A 19,740-nucleotide genomic window follows, 5' to 3' on the forward strand; every position below is an offset into this window, starting at 1 on the left:
CGAAGAAAATATCCTAGTAATTTGATTAATAAATAAAAAAGGCCTCTTAATGAGGCCTTTTTTATTGCGTTTTAACCATCCGTTAAACTACTAGACCAGCTGATTTTTAATTGCATAATGCGTGATATCCGCATTGTGCTTCAGGTGCATTTTTTCAAGCAAACGCGTGCGATACATACTCACCGTTTTTACTGACAAAGCAAGTTTATCCGCAATCTCACTCACCGAGTTACCAGAAGCAATCAGACGCATGACCTGGAACTCGCGGTCAGACAAGGCTTCATGCGGCGCCACGGCATGGTCATTACCCACCTGCTCCGCCAGGATTTCTGCCACGTTGGGCGTAATGTATTTTTTGCCTTTAGCCAGCGTGTGAATCGCGGTCAGCAATTCCTCAGAAGCCGTATGCTTGCACAAGTAACCCGAAGCACCAGAGCGTATCGAACGCACGGCATATTGTTCTTCCATATACATGGACAACATAAGGATATTCAGCGCGGCATTTTCACGTTTAATCAATTTCAGCGCCTCAATGCCTGTTTTGTCCGGCAAAGAGATATCGAGCAACATGACATCAGCCGCGAGCTCACGGACACATTTAATCGCCTGCGCCACATTTTCTGCCTCGCCAACGACCTCAATATCGCCACTGGCAATCAATATCTGCTTGATCCCAGAACGTAAAATAGCATGGTCATCCACAATAATGACTTTAATTTTTTGTATATCCACCCTGATCCCTCTAATTCGCTCGCACGGCTGTCATGTCATGCATGATCTAATTGATTGTAAATCGGATACGCACTTCTGTCACGAAGCAACCGTGACCAATGGCGCGCGCACATGAATGCAGGTACCTGGCCCAGTGGCAGAAGCGTCGATATGGCATTCTCCACCCAATGCCGCCGCCCGCTCTTGCATACCGCGCAGGCCGAACGAATTGGGTTTGATTTTATCCGCAGGTGCAATGCCAATGCCGTTATCAACAATACGCATCAACAGCACATCCTCTTCCAGTGACAACTCGACGGATACCTGGTCTGCCTGCGCGTATTTGGCGATATTGGAAAGGGCCTCCTGGCAAATGCGGAACAAGGCCATGGACTGATCGGCATCACATTCCAGGTCATGACAGTTAGTGACAAACTTCGCTGTCACGCCCAGCTGTTTTTTAAACTGGCTGACTTGCCATTCCAGCGCATCTACCAGGCCCAGGTCCAGAATATTCGGACGCAAGTTGCCAGAGATTCTATGCACGGCATCAAAGGTCTGATTGATAATGGCCTGTAACATGGTGGCCTGCTCGAGGTTCACGGGCAAGCCGCCTTCAATCTGCTGGATAATGGTAGACAGCCCCAGCTTCATCGCCGTCAGGTTGCCGCCCAGATCATCATGAATCTCGCGCGCAATACTGACGCGCTCTTGCTCCTTCACCTGGTGAATGTGTGCCGTAAGCGCCTGCAGGTCACGCCTGGCCTGTTCAATTTCGTGCTTCTCATGTTTGCTCTGGCTGATATTCAGCATAATGCCGTCCCACTGCACGGCACCATTACCTAAATCCTGCACGGTGGCACGAATATTGACCCACTTCATATCCTGCCAGTCAGCGATCCAGATTTTGCCCTCCCAATCCAGCCGCTTATGCTGCCTGGCCGACTTTTGCAGGTTATGCCTGAATTGACTGGCTGAATGCTCTTCCATCGCATTAAACAGCGTTTGCGCGTCTTTTAACAACGCCGCTGCCGGGATGCCCAGCAAGGCCTCACAGCCCTCACTCAAGTAAGTGAAAACCACTTGCGCATCGGCAGTCATATGCATTTGGAACACCAAGCCGGGGATACTGGACACAATCGCAGAAAATCTGCGCTCGCTTTCATGCAAAGCGTCTTTGACACTATCGGCAGGTGAATTGGCGCCAGCGGGGCTGACGGCAGCAGAATGGATGGCAGGAGTGGACACTTGGCACCTCGCTTAAGATGCCGATTAGCATATCATGCCCGCGCCAGGCTGGGTATGTCTGTCATGACTGGCGTATCCCGCCAGTCATGAGGTTCGTTAAGGATTTGCTTGCAGGTCGATTTCAGTCATGACACGGTTTTTACCGCGTTTTTTGGCCAGGTACATGGCCTGGTCGGCGCGCGCCAGAATCGAATTAACGTCATCTTCAGTTTTAAACAAGGCCACACCGGCACTAAAGGTAATCAGCAACTTCTGATTATTACCAAGGAAATATTCTTTGGTGAGCGCACGCTGTAAGCGGCTCATCGTCACGACGGCCTCCTCCAGGTTGGTATTCGGCAAGATTACGACAAACTCTTCCCCGCCCATCCTGGTCACGATATCGGTCGGCCTGACGGCGCGCTTGACTACACCCGCCAGATGTTTGAGTGCAGAGTCCCCTGCCGCATGCCCATGTTGGTCATTCAGCATTTTAAAGTTATCAATATCCAGCAAAGCAATGCTCAGCAATTCGCCACTGCGGCGATAGCGGGCAATTTCAGTGCTAAACGCCTCATCCATACCGCGGCGGTTGAGCACACCTGTCAGTTGGTCGATACGGACCACCTCGCTCAACTGTTGTAATTCTTCCTGCAGTTTCTCCATGCGTTGCTGGGTATCCACCGCAACGCGTTGCTGGTTCAGCAAATCATCATGTGAACGCATGATATCCGTCTGCATCACAGAAGTATCTCGCATCAAGTGATTGACCAGCTCATTAATTTTAATCAGGTCATCGGTCTGCGAGAGCTCCTGGGCATAACTTTCAATTTTGCCGCTATAGAGTTCACTCGCCTCACCCATGTATTTCAGCTTATCAATAAAGGTACTGATCAAGGTTTTAAACGAGTTTCTGGCTTCCACCAGGCTATGCTTAACCAGGCCCTGCTTGTAGACCACCTCTTTCAGGCTTTTTTCTGCCTGCTTGAGCTTGGCACGATCAAGCGGGCCGCTGATAATTGATTGCACGGCATAGACCTGGCCGCTCAGCCAGCTATCCTCCGCCACCAGTTCACCAATATTGGATAGCAGCAAATGCAGTAAATCAATAATGTCACCACGCACATCATCCTCTTTGGCACCAATCACCTCCACGCGCATCAACAAGGCTTTGAGTGACTTGGCCAGCGCCTCCCACTCTTTAACCTTTTTGGCGCGTTCGGTACTTTCCTGCAATGCAACCGCCTCTGTTTGCAAGTCAGGATAGCCTTCCAGGCGCGGGATCAATCCGAGCTGCAAGGTTTGTTTTAGCAAGGTTTGCAAGATGGTAAATGCACCATGAAACTGCTGCACATCACTCGGCAACCCCTCAGTACTGGCAGGCTCAACCGCAGCTAAGGGTGCCGCAGTCTCTGTGCCATCAGTTAAAGGAATGCCATCACCGCCGGCATCAGACGGCAGCCAGTGATTCGCCATACCGATAAGCTTGTCAGACAATGACTCATCGTTACCAAAGTTGATCAGCACACGCTCCAGCGTTTCGCGCTTTCTGGCGATATCAACCCCGCTGCGCTTGTCGTCCCAGGCTTGCAGCAGTGTACGTATGGCTTTGGGCCATTTGGTCGAATGACTTAATTGTTGCTGCATGGACTCAGTAAGCAACTCACCCAACCCTTGCCAGTTATCTTGTTTGAGCAGTTTTTCCCAACGGTTGATCCAGTTGGTCTGCTCCAGCGAATCATGCGGCAGTTGTTTAAGCGCTTTGCGCAAGGCGCCAACGGCATCTTCTTTCACCGGCTTGCCGGCAACCTCAAAATAAATTTGAGTGTAATTGTCCGGGGTCGGCTCTACGCGGCGAACGGCCATTTGTTTAATGGTTTCGCGGGCAATTTCCGACGCGGTCATGGAGGGTCCGTTGGCTGCCATAGTCTTAAGTCACATCCTTGAATCACATCATAAATGAATGAAAAATATGACTCATTATGCAGTGAAAAATCGGGGCGTTATGCCACTATAAGAAGGTAGATTATTGGTCATTTCCACTGCTTGAAAAAGCAGCGCATGTCATGGTCAATTTAAAAAGAAGCTTATGCCAAATAGTTTTTGCGTTACAATAGCAGCCGCGGGCCTCCCCGCATTGTAAGGTAGCCAACCTGGTCAGGTGCGGAAGCAAGCAGCCACAACTATCAAGCAAGTGCCGGGGGTTGGGCTCGCCCCTTCCCATATTGCCCTTTGATTGACCTACACCAGACACGCATTCATTTAGCGCGCATTAATTTAGTTGGTATCGAGTCAAGCATGAGCAGGCAATTTAAGCTAAAGTACGGGTTTGCCTTATAGCATTTAATCAGTAGAGTGCGCGATGTCTTACCAAGTATTGGCGCGTAAATGGCGCCCAAAATCCTTTAGTAGTCTGGTCGGACAAGACCATGTGGTTCAGGCCTTAAGCAACGCCCTGAGCCAGCAGCGTCTGCACCATGCCTATTTATTTACCGGCACGCGAGGTGTCGGTAAAACCACGCTGTCACGAATCCTGGCCAAATCCCTCAACTGTGTGACTGGTATCACGGCCACCCCCTGTGGTGAGTGCGAAGCCTGCCGTGCTATTGATATTGGCCGCTATGTCGACTACGTGGAGATGGATGCGGCGTCTAACCGCGGTATTGCCGACATGGTCAGCCTGCTCGAGCAGGCGATTTATGCACCGTCTTCCGGCCGCTTCAAAGTCTATATGATCGATGAAGTGCATATGCTGACCAAGGAAGCGTTTAATGCCATGCTGAAAACGCTGGAAGAACCGCCTGCGCACGTCAAATTTATCCTGGCGACCACTGATCCGCAAAAAGTACCGGTCACTATTCTGTCACGCTGTTTGCAGTTTAACTTGCGCCAAATGGCCAGCAGCACGATCACGGCACATTTGCAGGATATTCTCGGCCAGGAGCAACTGCCGTTTGAACCACCAGCATTGCAACTGATTGCACGTGCCGCCAATGGCAGTATGCGTGATGCATTGTCGCTCACCGACCAGGCGATTGCTTACGGTAATCAATCTGTGCGCGAAAGTGATGTACGCAGCATGCTGGGCGCGATTGACCAGAGCTATTTATACGAGCTGCTACGCGCGCTGATTGCCAATGATGCGGTAAGCTTGCTAGGGATTGCCCAGCAGATGGAGTCGCGCAGCATTGGCTTTGAAAGTGCCTTGAATGACCTGGCGGCCTTGCTGCATTTACTCGCTGTGGCGCAATACAGCCCGCAAGCCATCGCCGATGACCACCCGGAACGCCAGACGCTGCTAGACCTGGCCTCGCAGCTCACGGCGGAAATGCTGCAACTGTATTACCAGATTTGTATTCTAGGCCACCGTGACATTGGCCTGGCACCTGACGCTTACGCAGGCTTTACCATGACCTTGCTGCGGCTACTGGCGTTTAAAGCAGACGCCATGACACCATCAGCCGCACCCGCAACTGGCGGTAGCGCACCCACAGAAGGCACGCCTCGTGGCAATGCAGGCGGTGGCGCCCGTGCAGCACTGGCACAAAGCCGCCAGATGAGCGCGGCGAGTGAGCCTACTCAAGTAGTTGCACCGCCAGTCACCCCTGCTACACCAAATTTAGCAGCGTCTGCGTTAAAAGCAGAAACGTTTACGCCTCCGGTACCCGCTGCAGCGCCAGAAGCTATGACGACGCATATAGCAGACATGCCTGAGCAAGCGATGCCTGATATCGAACAGATTCCACAACAAGCCTTTTCACAGCCGGTAGTCGCTCAGAGTGACTCAGCCTCCCTCGCATGGGATGGCAACTGGCGTGCGCTGGTTGAAAACCACCTGAGCAAATTGGGGCTGGTGCGTGCACTGGCGCAGAACTGCGAACTGGTGAGCTACGATGCAGACAATATGACCTTGCGCATCGGTGAAGCCCATAAACATCTGGCCAGTGCCAATTACCTGGAAAAACTTAACAGTGCCTTAAGCAGCCATTTTGGCCGTCGGCTGAAGTTGAATATTGTCACTGGGCAAGAGGCGAATACGCCTGCCAGGCAATTAGCCGTTGAGCGTGCCGAATTGCAGGATCAAGCCACAGAAGCCATTATGGCTGACCGCTTTGTGCAAGGCCTGATGCAGGAAATGGGCGCGACTATCGTGCCAAACTCAATAAAACCCTTACATTAACCACAACACTTTAGGAGCAGACAATGATGAAAGGTGGCATGGGCAACATGATGAAGCAGGCCCAGATGATGCAGGCCAATATGCAGAAAGCACAAGCCGAACTCGCAAACACTGAAGTCGAAGGTATCGCCAGTAACGGCATGGTCAAAATCACCATGACCTGTAGCAATGATGTCAAACGCGTGCAAATTGATGACGCCGCGATGGACGACAAAGAAACACTGGAAGACCTGATTCTCATCGCACTCAAAGATGCCAGAACCAAGGCCGAAGCAACCAGTTCAGCCAAAATGGGCAATGTGATGCCGGCTGGCTTCAAACTGCCGTTCTAAACGCAGGAAACCGCTTGAACAATCCCGCCGTACTTGAACAGCTGATTGGCGCCCTGCGCTGCTTGCCGGGCGTCGGCCCCAAGTCGTCTACGCGCATGGCCTATCACCTGTTGCAGCGGGATAGAGAAGGCGCACAAAAACTGGCGGCCAGTTTGCAGCAAGCCTTGGACAAACTGGCCCATTGCGACTACTGCAACAACTTTAGCGAACATAGTGTATGTAGCCTGTGCCAGGATAGCAGCCGCGACAAGTCCATTTTATGCGTGGTGGAAATGCCTACCGATCTCATGATGCTGGAAAATACGCGCAGCTACCAGGGCCAATATTTTGTATTAATGGGCAAACTCTCGCCCATGGATGGCATAGGCCCTAAAGATATTCACCTCGACACCCTGCTCAAGCGCGCACAAGACAGCGCGATTCACGAAGTGATCGTCGCCACCAACTTCACCTCCGAGGGTGAGGCCACTGCCCACTACATTGGCCAGATGCTCAAATCGCGCGGCATCCGCGTTAGCCGTATCGCGCGCGGTTTGCCTATGGGTGGTGAAATTGAGTATGTCGACAGCGGCACCTTATCCACGGCTTTGCTGGAACGTAAGTCAGTCACTTAAACAACTCACCCAGCCGTTTCCATCCCAAGCAACAGCGTTTCATCTGCACACGGCCTAATACGCGTGCGCTTTCCGCACCAATTTGATGCAGACAATTAGATTGTTTCGTGGCTTTTATGCCCGCTCTTCACGCAAATAAACTCCATCCCCTGTCGTTATAGTAGTGATGCGACCTGTCATAGAACCAGCGCAGTATTTGCCTGACTCTGTGAGGTCTAGCCATAAGCAAGCCTGCACCCAACTTCTCACAAGCAAAGTGATTTTTCATGGAACTATTTCTGCATATTTTCGATGCCAACAGTCATGCCAACATGGAAAGCCCGCGCTTTTCAGGGCAGAATCAAACATCGTTGCGTTATCACACTGAAGCTGAACTATTGCAGATATTAGATCAGATGATTGCCGAGGAATCCGCGCATACACTTAAGGACACCTGGGTGCTGGTTTCTGAGGACAACCAGCCTATCGGCCCGATGCAAGCGTTACAGGCCACCATGCCGTTTAATACCTTTTACGCACGGCACAAATATCCGTGGTTATTGTCTGAGCTTGAGCCGCATGTGCAAATGCATTACCAGCCGATTGTCGACTTTGGCCAAGGCGGCAAAGTATTCGGCTTTGAAGCGTTGTGCCGCCTTAAAACACCAGAAGGCAAGTGGCTCAACGGCATGGAAGCATTTGCATTGGCCGCCGAGGTCAAGCGCACCCACGAGTTAGACCTGGCTTGCCAGCGTCTGGCCTTGATTGGTAAGTCACAATCCATTTCTGCGGAAAAACCCATTTTTATTAATGTGTTGCCACAAACCATTATGAGTCCTGGCTGGCTCGATTTCATCTTACAAATTCTGCTACAGCAAAACATTGATAAACGTGATGTCGTCATAGAAATTGTCGAAAGCGAGAAAACAAACCCTGAGGTACTGGCACGCTACTGCGATGAAATTCGCATGCATGGCCTGCGCATTGCCCTGGATGATATGGGATCAGGCTTTAACGGGCTGCGTATCCTGGCAGAAGTCCGCGCTGATTTCATTAAAATAGACCGTGCAATTGTGCATGAAGCACAAGGTAGCCGCGTGAGAACCGTGCTGCTGGAAGCGATTATTTCCATGGCTCAACGTTTGGGCTGCACCATTATTGCAGAAGGCCTGGAGCGCGTAGAAGATATTACCTACTGTCAGGATTTAGGTCTGCATTACGCACAAGGCCATTATTTTGCCCATCCGCAAAGCATCCCCAGCGACCAGGTAGCCGCGCTGCCTGCACGTGACGAATCGCATCGCTCGCACGTGCCGGATGACTTTCACATTGGCGAGTTCATTAGTCACGGCCTGACCATTGATGTCAGCAATTCAATCGCTGAAGCCAGAAGTTTATTTAATATCCATATTGATGTCGCTATCGCCGTCGTTCTTGATGGGAAAACACCACTTGGCGTATTACGACGTGGCAAGGTATTTTCCAAAAAAGTCACCGGACTAGGCGCATGCTGCGACCCTCTGCCTAAGGTGATTAATCACCTCATCCCCTCCTCTGTGCTTGCGCGACTGTTTTATCTCGATCGCGCCAATACTGATATATGGATTACGGTGAACGAAGAAGGTGCCTATGTCGGCATCCTGCAACCCATGGAAATCATGGCCCAGTTGATCAGCCGTAAAGCCTCCACCGGCAATTTACACCCGCTGAGCCATCTGACTACCGGGCCGACCTTAAGACAGACCCTGGACAATAGCTTGCGTAACAACCCCAATACGCAGTTAGTGTATATCGACCTGGATCACTTTAAGGCTTACAACGATCGCTACGGCTTCATCCGTGGCGATGCCATGATCCGATTATTGTCTGAAATCATCCGCCAGGAATTTCAAGACAAAACCGGCGTCATGGTCGGTCATATTGGCGGCGATGATTTTGTGCTGATTTACGATCACAATGCCCCGACACTCACCGATATCCTGCTGCACATTATTAGCCAGTTCCAGGCCCTAGCAGTTCACCTGTACGATGCCAGTGACCTTGAGCGTGGATTTTTCACGACCGAAGATGGTAAAGACCACCCTGTCGCCAGCGTGTCTATCGCGGTGGTGAATGGCAAACAAGGCTTGCTGGAGAATAGCGTTATGGCTGCCGAGCGAGCGGCCGTGCTGAAGAAAATCGGCAAAGCCAATCTTGGCAGTATCGTGGTGGTAGAAGATACGCCGCCACAAACCATTTTGCCTAAAAAAGAGTTTTACTCTGACTGGCAACAGAGAGCCTTATCCGCCCTGCAATCGTTATTGAAAATCCAGCGCTCAACAGGGTCACATGATCTGGATAGCTGCTTTGCCGAATTCCCTTATTTTGAAGTGATATTTGAGCTCGAACCGAATGGCGTGCAACGTTACGCCAACTGGATCAACCCGAATATGTATGGAAAAATCAAGGCAGGCGGTGCTGGCATAGACCGCAGCCAGCAAGCGTATTACCAGAGAGTGGCTGAGTCACATGCGCCTTATATTTCCACCATTTACCTGTCTACGGCGACTGAAGACTTCTGCCTCACGGTATCATTACCAATTATCAATGAACAAGGCACGCTGGAAAGCATCCTGGTCGCGGATATTAATATTGCGGCCATGGCTGTGCTGAGCAGCGCACGCAAGTAAGGTGCAGATCAGCGATTATAAATACGCGAGCAAATCCTGAGGCTGCTGGATGCAGCCATCGGCACCCCACGCCTGTGGGTTGTCGGTGCTTGCCAAATAGCCAAACAAAGCCACCAGCGTCTTCATGCCAGCCGCCTGGCCAGCTTGTATATCACGCTCGGCATCACCAATATACAACACGGTTTGCGGATCTATATTCATACGCTCGCAGGCCAGCAGCAGGGTTTGTGGTGAGGGTTTGGGTTGTGGCGCATCATCGCCACTGATCACGGCCCCGGCACGGACATCCAGCCCCATGTGGGCCACCATCGGCATGGTAAAGCGGCGTGGTTTATTGGTGACGATGCCCCAACGCAAGCCGCGTTGCTCAATCGCCTGCAAGGCCTCGGCCATGCCGTCAAACAATACAGGTTGACGCGTCATCACTTGCGTATACAAGTCCAGATATTCCGTACGCATGGCTTCAAAATGAGCATCGGTAGGCAATAAGCCAAAGCCGATTTCAAGCAAGCCACGTGAACCATGTGAGGCATACGGGCGTATGGTGGCATCCGGTAAAAAATCCAGGCCATGACGTTCACGTTGCAAATTCAGGGCGTAACCCAAATCCGGGGCGGTATCAACCAGCGTCCCGTCTAAATCAAACAATACAGCTTGCATTTCACTTCCTGTTAGACTTCTTTAATCGCGTGCAGCATGTAATTCACGCTGGTATCTACCGTCAGCGCATACTGTTTACTGAAGGGATGATAAGTCAAGCCAGTTTGATGCTGCAGCTCTAGCCCCGATTGACGCATCCATGCCGCTAATTCGGAAGGTTTGATAAACTTGCTGTAATCATGTGTGCCTTTTGGCAGCAAATTCAGCACATATTCTGCACCAACCACCGCCATCAAATAGGCCTTGGCATTACGATTTAAGGTCGAGAAGAAAACATGACCACCTGGTTTCACCAAGGCGGCACAGGCACGCACAACACTGGCAGGGTCCGGTACATGTTCCAGCATTTCCATGCAGGTCACTACATCAAAAGCCTGCGGCTTTTCTTGCGCCAGAGCTTCAACCGCGACATTGCGATACTCAAGCGCCACACCGGCTTCCAAAGCATGTAGTTGCGCCACCTGCAGAGATTTCTCTGCCAGGTCTATGCCGGTGACCTGCGCGCCGCGCTGTGCCATAGACTCGCTTAAAATGCCACCGCCACAGCCCACATCCAGTACTTGTTTACCTGCAAGGTGCGCGCGACTATCGATATAATCCAGGCGCAATGGATTCAGTTGATGCAATGGTTTGAATACCCCTTGCGTATCCCACCACTGATGCGCCAACTCTGCAAACTTGTTTACCTCTGCAGCTTCTACATTCGCCATGCTCACTCCTTTTGCTTGATCTTTATTTGCTGCGATTAGCTATGCGCGGATTGCAGCTTGAGTTGCCACTGCAATGCAATAGACCGTAATTCTTCAGCTTCCATGCCTGCAAACTGGCTTTGACCGTCAACGGTGCGCTGATAACGTAACTCACCATCTACCCAGGTATGCGTGACCTGCTCGCGCCCCGCGACGTAAACCAAATGTGAAATGGGATCAAAGCAAGGCAAACTGTTTAAATCGTCCAGTCTTACTGCCACCAGGTCAGCCTGTTTACCGACTGCAATACTACCAATCCTGTCTTGCAAGCCCAAAGCACGTGCACCATGCAAGGTAGCCATTTCCAATGCCTGATAAGCAGGCAAGGCTTCTGCATTCTGATCAGCGACTTTGGCAAGTAATGCCGCCGTGCGCATTTCTTGCCACATATCGACGCGGTTATTACTGGCGGCACCATCCGTGCCCAAACCGACATTGATACCAGCCCTTAATGCAGCGGCGATCGGCGCAATGCCGCTGGCCAGTTTAAGATTTGAACTCGGGCAATGCGCGATATGTGCACCTAATGTCGATAATGATTCGAGCTCTTGTGTTTCAAGATGCACACCATGCGCCAATACGGTGGCTGGGCCAATCACACCCAGCGCTCGCAAACGTTGCAATGGTCTGATGCCATATTGCTCCAAGCTTTGCGCGATCTCGGCCTGTGTTTCGTGCAAGTGGGTATGAATACCGAGGTTTAGCTGTTCAGACAGGGTTGAGATTTGCTCAAAGGTCTGGTCACTCACGGTATAAGGGGCATGTGGCGCAAACGAGAAGCTGATATGCGGATCGGCTTTATATTGGTCCCGCACCTCGGTGCCTAGCCGGATGTAATCATTAGCCGTTGCTGCGTAATTGGTCGGAAAATCTAATACGGTCAGACCAATATGGGCACGCATGCCTGCTCGCTTCACCGCCTCAATCGTAGCTTGCGGGAAGAAATACATGTCATTGAAGGTGGTCACACCGCCACTCAACATTTCTGCACAGGCCAGCAAGCTACCATCATGCACAAACGATTTAGATACCCACTGCTTTTCTGCCGGCCAGATATGCTCATTGAGCCAGGGCATCAGTGCATAATCGTCAGCATATCCCTTTAACAGGTTCATGCTGCTGTGTGCGTGTAGATTAATCAACCCTGGAATCAATACATGCTGGGAGCAGTCAACCACTGGCCAATCAGCAGCCCATGCCGGGATATCAGTCTTGGGCACAATGGCTTTAATTTGCCCGGCCTCCACCAACACTGCATGCTGCTCTAAGAGGGTATGGTTCGCGTCTACGTTCGCATCTATGGGAATCACCCAGCGTGCTTTAATAATAAAGTGTGTATCAACCATTGCAGAATTATAACTGAGCCAGTCATGCAAAAGGCTGACTCAAAACAACCGGCATAAAAAAAGCCACGCTGACGCGTGGCTTTTTATTCAGAAGCTAGTTCTGATTATTGGCAACCAACTTGTTTGGTGCCTTCAGCGCGGATGTCAACGCGGCGGTTTGGTTGCAAGCAAGAAATCAATTTTTTGCTTACTTTTTTGCCATCGCATTGAACCACTGGCTCAGTTTTACCTTTACCTTCAGAAGTGATGATATTGCTATCAACACCTTGAGCGATCAGGTAATCAGCTACTTGCTTAGCACGACGCTCAGACAACTTTTGGTTGTAAGCGTCAGAACCGATACGGTCTGTGTGGCCTGTAACGATCACAGCAGTAATTTCTGGGTTAGCCTTGATCTTGGCAGCTGTTTCTTCCAGAACTTTACGGCCTTCTTCACGCAGGTTAGCTTTGTCGAAACCAAACAGTTTTTCAGCGCTTACGGTTACTGTTTCGTTTTGTGGCTTACATACTGGAGCAGGTGCCACTGGAGCAGGCGCTGGTGCCGGTGCTGGCTCAACCGCAGCCAATGGTGCTGGTGTTGGCTCTGGTGTTGGCTCTGCAACCACTGGTGCTGGTGCGCCAAAGCGGAAGATACCGCCCAAGTTAAACAAAGTATTACCAATCGTTTCTGTGTCGCTACCTACGCCAGCGATATCAACTTTTGCACGGCTCCACTGGTGACGCAAATCAGCTTGAATACCGAACTTATCGTTAAACAAGTATTGAGCACCCAAACCTACATTGGCCATCCAGGAATTTTTCTTACCATCAATATCGGCACCAGGAGCAGAGTAATCAACATCATTACGTGCTGCGCCAAGACCTGCCAACAGGAATGGACGGAATTTTTCGCGGCTGAATACATACAATGCATCCAGACCTAAAGCTGTTTGTTTGTATTTACCACTCACACCGGCAAGATCATTATCAGCACGGTTGTAGCCCAAACGACCTTGAATGTCCCAGTGCTCGCTCAGCTCTTTACCGATAGACAGAAAACCGCCACGGCCATTGTCAGCTTCGAGATCATTGTCAGTGTTCATGTAGGTTGCACCTGGAACAACATACCAAGCGCCACGGTACATGTCTTCAGCTTGTGCAACTTGCGATGCAAACACAAATGCAGAAGCAATTGCCAAGCCTAAAAAACTTTTTTTCATTCATCGACTCCTTCGTTATTGGGCTTTTTTGCCACATCTTTGAAAAAACTTACAAATTGAACTATACGCAAAGGTCGCTACAGACGCAACCCTAAGCGCCATCTCAAAGGCGTATTTATTAGGTTTGAGACCAATTATTCAACAAATTTCTGACACTCTTGCAATCAGCGCGTGCACGCGCTCTGCCAATAAGCCTTGTGCTCTTTGTGCGCCTTCGCACAAACCACTGCGAAATCCCAGATAATCTGGCGCCAATGTAGACAGCGGCTCGATATGCGCCAGCAATAATCCGCCAGCTATGCCGACGAATAAGCGTGCTGATTTTGCCGCCCGCACAAAATCAGCGAGCGCAGCGATAGGTACGATATCTAGCAATGCGCGTGATTTTTGTGTCGTATCCACCATCACGCCCCAATAACCTTGTTGCGCCAAAGCGTGTAGTCGCTGTTGCATATTGGCAGCCATCAGGCTGTCAGGATGCATCACAGCAATCAATTTAAGGCCCTGCGCAAGCAAGGCAACAATTGTTGGCTGATAGAGAGATTCAGCCCAGATAGCTTCTGGCAACTTGATCACCTCAACCCCGATTTGCAGGCGGCTTGTAATCATCTGCCTGAGGTCATCAACCGTGCCACCATGATCGCCCACCGTTGCGCTGATGACAATATCTGTCGCCGCAGTTTGTTGCCTATGCTGGAGAATCGCCTCAATAATCGCGGTTGAACGATCTATCTCCAATGCCGCTAGCGCACCATGGCTGGTGTCTTTGAGATCGATTAATGGTACTCCGGCAGACAACACTAGTTGTGCCTCGGCAACGCAACTCACACTCACGAGTACTTGCATAGACTGACTCACGCTTGTTGCATGCCGCTTTGTTGCGCCAAGTGGTTGTTAACGCAATCGACCAGCCATTGCCAGGCTTCTTGCTCGCGTGGCCCGGCCGTTTTATCAATGGCGATTTGCAGGTACTGCATTTCCTGGCTGATTTTTTCAACCGGCAACATATGCAAACGGCTGACCAGCACGGCCAATTCAATCACCGCTGCCTGTGCGCGGTTAAATCCCATAAATGGTGCGTGCGATGCACTTTCCACTACTTGCATCCACAATTTTGGACGTACATCATCCTCTTCAATCTGCTGCAAACTGAGTACATGATGCGCCAAACAATCTTTGAGCCTGACGCCTTGACCGCTAGCGATCGCCTCGGTAGCAAAGGCGGTTTTCCTGGCAATTGCCGCAGCAAACACGCGTACGTCGTCAGTTAGATTCAGGACAGCAAAGCCGGTCTGCAAGATATTCTGCAAAGTAGTAGACGGTTTAAAAGGCATGATGAGTACTCTGCCCTCATGCCATTGAATACCAAATGGTGCGACATGCACATCACCATCCACCGAACAGCTAGTCACTATCGTTTCATAAATCATGAAAATTATTCCGTGCCCGATGTAGGGCTATCAGGCGTTGTATTGTCATTAGATTTGGTGCGCGCATTTTCCAGACGTTCCTGGATAGAGGCCTCGCGGTGGGCTACTTTGGCTTTCTTGTTTTGTTGCAGCGAGGCCACGCCCCACTCCAGCAACTCGTCTTGTACATAGCGCTTTTTCAACTGCCAGGCGATTTGCGCGCGTGCCAGTTCAACGCCCAGGTAAAACGCGTGCGATGCGTCATCCTGCACATTTAATGTCGGATAAAAACGGTATGGATCCGTATCGTGCTGAATGCCATCCCGATTATAAACATGCACACCCTGCTCGCTCACCATAATGCGAAAGCTGGGGTCTTTGATCTGGCTTGCCATTGCCATGATTTCTTCAGCACTATAAGGGAACGGTTTGCGGTCATGCAAGCCAAGCAAACCATTCGAATAGCCGCGCGGCAGGCGCTTATCCTGGCTGGCACGATACATGACGCGACGCGCCACATCTGCCTCAGCCACGGCTTCGCTGGCATGTGGACTCACTGACGTTGCCAGTACGGCGTTGATATTCAACTCACTGATCATGCCAAACAACAAGGCATTGACGCCAGTAGTATCGGCATCGGTCAGCTCGGTCAGGTTGCCTACGCCCATCATGATGGCAATATCCGGGTATTTTTTGCGCAATTTGTGATAGCGCACAATGGAGTCAGTCAGCCCAAAATGAATAGGATCCAGAATCGGGTCAGCAATAAAACGTCGGCCGCGCTTTAAGCAATGCTCAATCGCACGTTGCAAGCTGGCAAAACTGCCAGGTACTGCCGGAATTAAGATCGGCGTGGCCGCGACTTCATCAGCAATCCACAAATTCTTTTCATGCAAACTCAGCAGGTAATCGGCACCCGCCTTCCCCGCCGCCAGTAACTCCTCATCGCGCATGGAATCTACACTGACCTGAAAACCTTGCGTTTTCAGTGCCTGTACTGCGTCTGTCATATGGGCAAATGCCTTGCCCGGCAGACAGCCCAGGTCGATAACGTCCGCACCCTGTTGCTGAAAATGGCTGGCCTTAGCCACAATTTGCGCAACAGTGAGGTCTGGTGCATCGACAATTTCAGCAAAAATGGTGACGCTATGTTGCGTCAGGTCTGGCGCTTTACCTTGCTGGCCAAAGTATTGTGGCAAATCTTTCAAGTCTTTTGGTCCTCGTTCCACCGGCACGCCCCATTGCGCCTCAAGCAGTGCCAAATCGCCTTGGCATAAGCCAGGCAAAATGACCTTGTCTATATTCTCCACTTTTGCCAGACGTCGTGCAATTAAAGGCGGCGTCATCAAAGCAGCAACAGACACGCCAATTTGTTTGACTTCATACTCGAAAGGAGACTGTTTACTGTCAGCCTGAATGGACTGCAATATTTGGCGCAGACTGTGTTCTGCCAGTTTTCCGGTGAGGAACAGCAGCCGTGTCATGGGTTTACTCTGTGAGCGTATCTAGCACCTGTATGCCATCGTGCAAATGCAGATCATGGCATGCAGCCAATCGCTGCATAATGGCATTTTGCAAAGCAGCCATATCCTCGACCACCGTGGTATCAGCAAACTGCTTTAACTTAGCCACGTTGTCGAGGTCAATCTGGCGCGGGAATACTTTGACGACATGATCGCGCGGCGCTTCAGATTCCAGCTCTGGGGCAGTATCACAAGCAAACAAAATGCTGTGTACACGTGTTTTACCCGCTTGCGCGAACAGGTTGGTCACCAGGCTGTCAGAAAATCCGTAGGCCATTTTGGCGATGGTATTAGAGGTCGCTGGCGAAACCACCAGTGTGTGATATACACCTTCATAAAAGCGCTCGACTGGCACACTGCTGGCCGTTTTGTCCTGATAAACCTTGTGACCCGTGGCTTCCAACGCGGATTGGAACCCGTATTGCTGGATGATTTCAGACGCAGCGCGACTAAGATAGATATCCACATCCTGCAAGGTTTGCAGAATGGCCAATGATTCACGCAAGTAGTGGCCAGAACCCGTAATTGCCCAGGCCAGTCGTTGTGCACTCATATCAACGGACTCTTATGCTTAAGCAAAAGGATGTTGCAGGACAATAGTTTCGTCACGCTCTGGGCCGGTAGACACAATCGCAATCGGCACACCGCAGACAGCTTCCAGACGCTTGAGGTAATGCTGTGCATTTTTAGGCAGTGCATCCCAGGTTTTTGCGCCAAAAGTCGTTTCAGTCCAGCCCGGTACAGTTTCGTAGATAGGCTCACAACGCGCGACATCATCAGCGCCAACCGGCAGCATGTCAACGATTTTGCCATCCAGTTTGTAACCCGTACAAATATCCAGTGACTCAATGCCGTCCAATACATCCAGTTTGGTGATGCACAGGCCTGTCAAACCATTGATACGGGCTGAGCGACGCAAAGCGGCGGCATCAAACCAGCCACAACGACGCTTGCGACGTGTCACGGTACCGATTTCCTGGCCTTTGTTAGACATCTGGTGACCAGGCGCGCCTTCGGTATCGATATCCAGCTCACTCGGGAACGGACCGCCACCCACGCGGGTGGTGTAGGCTTTGGTGATACCCAACACGTAATGCAACATATTGGCGCCGACACCGGTACCCGCTGAGGCTTGGCCAGCGATACAGTTACTGGATGTCACATAAGGATACGTACCATGGTCAACGTCGAGCAAGGTGCCCTGCGCACCTTCAAACAACAGGTGTTCGCCGCGCGCATTGGCGTCGTACAGAGCTGCTGAAATATCGGCCACCATAGGTTTCAACGCGACTGCGTGTTGCATGCTGGCGTCATATTGCTGTTGAAAGTCGACAGCCGCTGCGCCCAGGTAATTAGTCAATACGAAGTTATGGTAGTCCATGACTTCACGTAATTTTTCGGCAAAGCGTTCCGGATGGAACAAGTCGTACACACGCAAAGCACGTCTAGCGACTTTGTCTTCATAAGCAGGGCCGATGCCTTTACCGGTGGTGCCGATCTTTTTCTCGGCGCTACGCTTGGCTTCACGTGCCAAGTCAACAGCAACGTGATGTGACAGAATCAATGGGCAGCCAGGGCTGACTTTCAGGCGGTTTTTAACATCCAGGCCGCCTTGCTCCAAGGTAGAAATCTCATGCAGCAAATGCGTAGTATCGAGCACCACACCGTTACCGATATAGCAATTGACGCCATCACGTACAATGCCTGAAGGCACCAGGTTGAGCTTGTACACTTTTTGTGCAGCGCCCTGACCAACGACCAAGGTATGACCGGCGTTATGACCGCCCTGAAAGCGCACCACGCCCTGGGCGTGATCCGTCAACCAGTCTACGATTTTACCTTTACCTTCGTCGCCCCATTGGGTGCCAATCACAACGACGTTTTTTGCTTGCTTAAATTGTGTCATGTTCAATCAATATCTTGTAAAAACAAAAAAGGGTGCGCTGTGTTACACAGCCACCACTTGCCAGTGGCCATCTACTTTTTGCAAAGTGCGGTCACAGGCCAATTCAGGATAGTTCACAGGCATATCGGGCAATGCTTCCACCACAATCTGCCCCTGAGAACGTAAGGTATCTATCAGTGACAATAATTCGGGTTCTGTAGCCACCGGCGCCAGAATCCCTTTATGCAATGTTGCCGGGCCCAATGCTTGCAATGCGCCACGCAAATCCAGGCTAAATCCGGTTGCCGGACGCGCACGCCCAAATGCCGCGCCTACTTCGTCATAACGCCCGCCCAATGCGATCGGGCCTGCATAGCCTTTGGCGTATGCCGCAAACACCATGCCGCTGTGATAGTGATAACCACGCAACTCGCTCAAATCAATGGTGACGGTGACATCATCGGTGGTCAGCGTTTTGGCCACGGCTTCCAACTCACTTAAAGCCTGCTCAATCTCTTCAGATTCAGGCAATACATCACGCGCTTGATCCAGCACCTCAATACCACCGTTCAACTGCGTCAGCGCAATAAAAGCCTGGCGGGATTTTTCAGGCAAATTAATGACTAACTGCTCTACCAATGTGATGTCTTTTGCCTGTAAAGCCGCCTGCAACGCCTGCTCCTGCTGTACACCCAACTGTGCCATATGCGACAGGCTGGCAAAAACCGCTGCGTGACTCAGGTCTACGAACAAAGTGCGCATGCCTAACAACTGCAAGGCTTTCACCATCAGTCGCTGCACTTCAATATCGCTCTCAATCCCGGCGTGACCATACAGCTCAGCGCCTAATTGCAATGGCTCACGTGTGCGTGCCAGGCCATCGGGCTTGGTACGTAACACCGTACCGGCATAGCACAGGCGCGAAACGCCTTGATGGTTCAGCATATGTGCATCAATTCGCGCAGCTTGTGGTGTCGTATCCGCACGCAAGCCCATCAGGCGCCCGGTTAACTGGTCGACCACTTTAAAGGTTGCAATGTCCAGATCATGGCCAGTGCCGGTCAATAAAGACTCCACGTATTCCATCATCGGCGGCACCACATATTGGTAACCATGGACGCGGAACAAGTCCAGCAATTGTCGGCGATAAGACTCAAGACGCGCCGCTTCAGCAGGTAATACGTCTTCAATATATTCAGGAAGTAACCAATTATGCATCCCGCCATTATACCCGCAAACCCCTATCTAAAGCACGGC

General features: G+C 51.1%; 18 protein-coding genes and 1 other RNA gene (1 of these 19 only partly in view). 6 read left to right on the top strand and 13 right to left on the bottom strand.

What is annotated here, in order from left to right; translation table 11 throughout:
- A protein-coding gene (gene pgi / locus B3355_RS12385; RefSeq protein ID WP_292784443.1) for a glucose-6-phosphate isomerase crosses the window boundary here: on the top strand, window positions 1–36 show its end. It extends 1,623 nt beyond the left edge of the window; 36 of the gene's 1,659 nt are visible here — the last part of the coding sequence; its start codon lies off the left edge, out of view; its stop codon occupies window positions 34–36.
- Window positions 37–90: 54 nt separating this feature from the next.
- Here the strand turns inward: pgi and B3355_RS12390 are convergent, their stop codons facing one another.
- From B3355_RS12390 to B3355_RS12400, 3 genes are all read right to left on the bottom strand, one after another.
- The gene (locus tag B3355_RS12390; protein ID WP_019882170.1) at window positions 91–732 is read right to left on the bottom strand and encodes a response regulator; all 642 of its coding nucleotides are present in this window, start codon (window positions 730–732) and stop codon (window positions 91–93) included.
- A 78-nt stretch (window positions 733–810) separates the two neighbouring features.
- The gene (locus B3355_RS12395; RefSeq protein ID WP_292784446.1) at window positions 811–1,959 is read right to left on the bottom strand and encodes a sensor histidine kinase; all 1,149 of its coding nucleotides are present in this window, start codon (window positions 1,957–1,959) and stop codon (window positions 811–813) included.
- A 96-nt stretch (window positions 1,960–2,055) separates the two neighbouring features.
- Window positions 2,056–3,843: a GGDEF domain-containing protein gene (locus B3355_RS12400; RefSeq protein ID WP_292784449.1), complete on the bottom strand. Its 1,788-nt coding sequence runs from the start codon at window positions 3,841–3,843 to the stop codon at window positions 2,056–2,058.
- A gap of 216 nt (window positions 3,844–4,059) precedes the next feature.
- Here B3355_RS12400 and ffs point away from each other — a divergent pair.
- The 5 genes from ffs (at window position 4,060) to B3355_RS12425 (ending at window position 9,712) form a co-directional block, all read left to right on the top strand.
- Window positions 4,060–4,156: signal recognition particle sRNA small type (gene ffs / locus B3355_RS12405), an RNA gene on the top strand.
- Between the two features lie 144 nt (window positions 4,157–4,300).
- Window positions 4,301–6,118: a DNA polymerase III subunit gamma/tau gene (dnaX, locus tag B3355_RS12410; RefSeq protein WP_292784452.1), complete on the top strand. Its 1,818-nt coding sequence runs from the start codon at window positions 4,301–4,303 to the stop codon at window positions 6,116–6,118.
- Window positions 6,119–6,141: 23 nt separating this feature from the next.
- Complete coding sequence (locus tag B3355_RS12415) at window positions 6,142–6,450, top strand: YbaB/EbfC family nucleoid-associated protein (protein WP_292784454.1); 309 nt, start codon at window positions 6,142–6,144, stop codon at window positions 6,448–6,450.
- A gap of 14 nt (window positions 6,451–6,464) precedes the next feature.
- Window positions 6,465–7,064 carry a recombination mediator RecR gene (gene recR, locus B3355_RS12420; protein WP_019882165.1) on the top strand — a complete coding sequence of 200 codons (600 nt, stop codon included), beginning with the start codon at window positions 6,465–6,467 and terminating at the stop codon, window positions 7,062–7,064.
- Between the two features lie 266 nt (window positions 7,065–7,330).
- The gene (locus tag B3355_RS12425) at window positions 7,331–9,712 is read left to right on the top strand and encodes an EAL domain-containing protein (RefSeq protein WP_024930015.1); all 2,382 of its coding nucleotides are present in this window, start codon (window positions 7,331–7,333) and stop codon (window positions 9,710–9,712) included.
- Between the two features lie 15 nt (window positions 9,713–9,727).
- Here the strand turns inward: B3355_RS12425 and B3355_RS12430 are convergent, their stop codons facing one another.
- The 10 genes from B3355_RS12430 to B3355_RS12475 form a co-directional block, all read right to left on the bottom strand.
- Window positions 9,728–10,372, bottom strand: a complete 645-nt coding sequence (locus B3355_RS12430; protein WP_292784461.1) for an HAD family hydrolase — start codon at window positions 10,370–10,372, stop codon at window positions 9,728–9,730.
- A gap of 11 nt (window positions 10,373–10,383) precedes the next feature.
- Window positions 10,384–11,082 carry a bifunctional 2-polyprenyl-6-hydroxyphenol methylase/3-demethylubiquinol 3-O-methyltransferase UbiG gene (gene ubiG / locus B3355_RS12435; protein WP_292784464.1) on the bottom strand — a complete coding sequence of 233 codons (699 nt, stop codon included), beginning with the start codon at window positions 11,080–11,082 and terminating at the stop codon, window positions 10,384–10,386.
- A 35-nt stretch (window positions 11,083–11,117) separates the two neighbouring features.
- Window positions 11,118–12,467, bottom strand: coding sequence for a TRZ/ATZ family hydrolase (locus tag B3355_RS12440; RefSeq protein WP_292784467.1), 1,350 nt, complete (start codon window positions 12,465–12,467; stop codon window positions 11,118–11,120).
- 104 nt (window positions 12,468–12,571) lie between these two features.
- Window positions 12,572–13,666 carry an OmpA family protein gene (locus B3355_RS12445; RefSeq protein WP_047518172.1) on the bottom strand — a complete coding sequence of 365 codons (1,095 nt, stop codon included), beginning with the start codon at window positions 13,664–13,666 and terminating at the stop codon, window positions 12,572–12,574.
- Between the two features lie 138 nt (window positions 13,667–13,804).
- Window positions 13,805–14,512 carry a (5-formylfuran-3-yl)methyl phosphate synthase gene (locus tag B3355_RS12450; protein ID WP_292784471.1) on the bottom strand — a complete coding sequence of 236 codons (708 nt, stop codon included), beginning with the start codon at window positions 14,510–14,512 and terminating at the stop codon, window positions 13,805–13,807.
- 8 nt (window positions 14,513–14,520) lie between these two features.
- Window positions 14,521–15,096 (bottom strand): DUF447 domain-containing protein, encoded by a 576-nt coding sequence (locus tag B3355_RS12455; protein WP_019882158.1) that lies wholly within the window; start codon window positions 15,094–15,096, stop codon window positions 14,521–14,523.
- Between the two features lie 5 nt (window positions 15,097–15,101).
- Window positions 15,102–16,559 carry a DUF6513 domain-containing protein gene (locus B3355_RS12460; RefSeq protein WP_292784476.1) on the bottom strand — a complete coding sequence of 486 codons (1,458 nt, stop codon included), beginning with the start codon at window positions 16,557–16,559 and terminating at the stop codon, window positions 15,102–15,104.
- A 4-nt stretch (window positions 16,560–16,563) separates the two neighbouring features.
- Complete coding sequence (locus tag B3355_RS12465; RefSeq protein WP_019882156.1) at window positions 16,564–17,151, bottom strand: flavoprotein; 588 nt, start codon at window positions 17,149–17,151, stop codon at window positions 16,564–16,566.
- Between the two features lie 18 nt (window positions 17,152–17,169).
- Window positions 17,170–18,504: an adenylosuccinate synthase gene (locus B3355_RS12470; protein WP_019882155.1), complete on the bottom strand. Its 1,335-nt coding sequence runs from the start codon at window positions 18,502–18,504 to the stop codon at window positions 17,170–17,172.
- Window positions 18,505–18,546: 42 nt separating this feature from the next.
- On the bottom strand, window positions 18,547–19,701 hold the full coding sequence (locus B3355_RS12475) for an ATP phosphoribosyltransferase regulatory subunit (protein ID WP_292784481.1): 1,155 nt from the start codon (window positions 19,699–19,701) through the stop codon (window positions 18,547–18,549).
- Between the last annotated feature and the right edge of the window lie 39 nt (window positions 19,702–19,740).

The sequence above is a fragment of the Methylophilus sp. UBA6697 genome, assembly GCF_002454655.1.
In the GTDB taxonomy this organism is placed as follows: Bacteria; Pseudomonadota; Gammaproteobacteria; order Burkholderiales; family Methylophilaceae; genus Methylophilus.

What these genes read in the sequence shown, in the direction of transcription:
- B3355_RS12400 (WP_292784449.1), bottom strand. Translation starts at nt 3,843, where the DNA reads ATGACCGCGTCGGAAATTGCCCGCGAAACCATTAAACAAATGGCCGTT.
- dnaX (WP_292784452.1), top strand. Translation starts at nt 4,301, where the DNA reads ATGTCTTACCAAGTATTGGCGCGTAAATGGCGCCCAAAATCCTTTAGT.
- B3355_RS12415 (WP_292784454.1), top strand. Translation starts at nt 6,142, where the DNA reads ATGATGAAAGGTGGCATGGGCAACATGATGAAGCAGGCCCAGATGATG.
- B3355_RS12425 (WP_024930015.1), top strand. Translation starts at nt 7,331, where the DNA reads ATGGAACTATTTCTGCATATTTTCGATGCCAACAGTCATGCCAACATG.
- B3355_RS12430 (WP_292784461.1), bottom strand. Translation starts at nt 10,372, where the DNA reads ATGCAAGCTGTATTGTTTGATTTAGACGGGACGCTGGTTGATACCGCC.
- ubiG (WP_292784464.1), bottom strand. Translation starts at nt 11,082, where the DNA reads ATGGCGAATGTAGAAGCTGCAGAGGTAAACAAGTTTGCAGAGTTGGCG.
- B3355_RS12440 (WP_292784467.1), bottom strand. Translation starts at nt 12,467, where the DNA reads ATGGTTGATACACACTTTATTATTAAAGCACGCTGGGTGATTCCCATA.
- B3355_RS12445 (WP_047518172.1), bottom strand. Translation starts at nt 13,666, where the DNA reads ATGAAAAAAAGTTTTTTAGGCTTGGCAATTGCTTCTGCATTTGTGTTT.
- B3355_RS12450 (WP_292784471.1), bottom strand. Translation starts at nt 14,512, where the DNA reads ATGCAAGTACTCGTGAGTGTGAGTTGCGTTGCCGAGGCACAACTAGTG.
- B3355_RS12455 (WP_019882158.1), bottom strand. Translation starts at nt 15,096, where the DNA reads ATGATTTATGAAACGATAGTGACTAGCTGTTCGGTGGATGGTGATGTG.
- B3355_RS12460 (WP_292784476.1), bottom strand. Translation starts at nt 16,559, where the DNA reads ATGACACGGCTGCTGTTCCTCACCGGAAAACTGGCAGAACACAGTCTG.
- B3355_RS12465 (WP_019882156.1), bottom strand. Translation starts at nt 17,151, where the DNA reads ATGAGTGCACAACGACTGGCCTGGGCAATTACGGGTTCTGGCCACTAC.
- B3355_RS12470 (WP_019882155.1), bottom strand. Translation starts at nt 18,504, where the DNA reads ATGACACAATTTAAGCAAGCAAAAAACGTCGTTGTGATTGGCACCCAA.
- B3355_RS12475 (WP_292784481.1), bottom strand. Translation starts at nt 19,701, where the DNA reads ATGCATAATTGGTTACTTCCTGAATATATTGAAGACGTATTACCTGCT.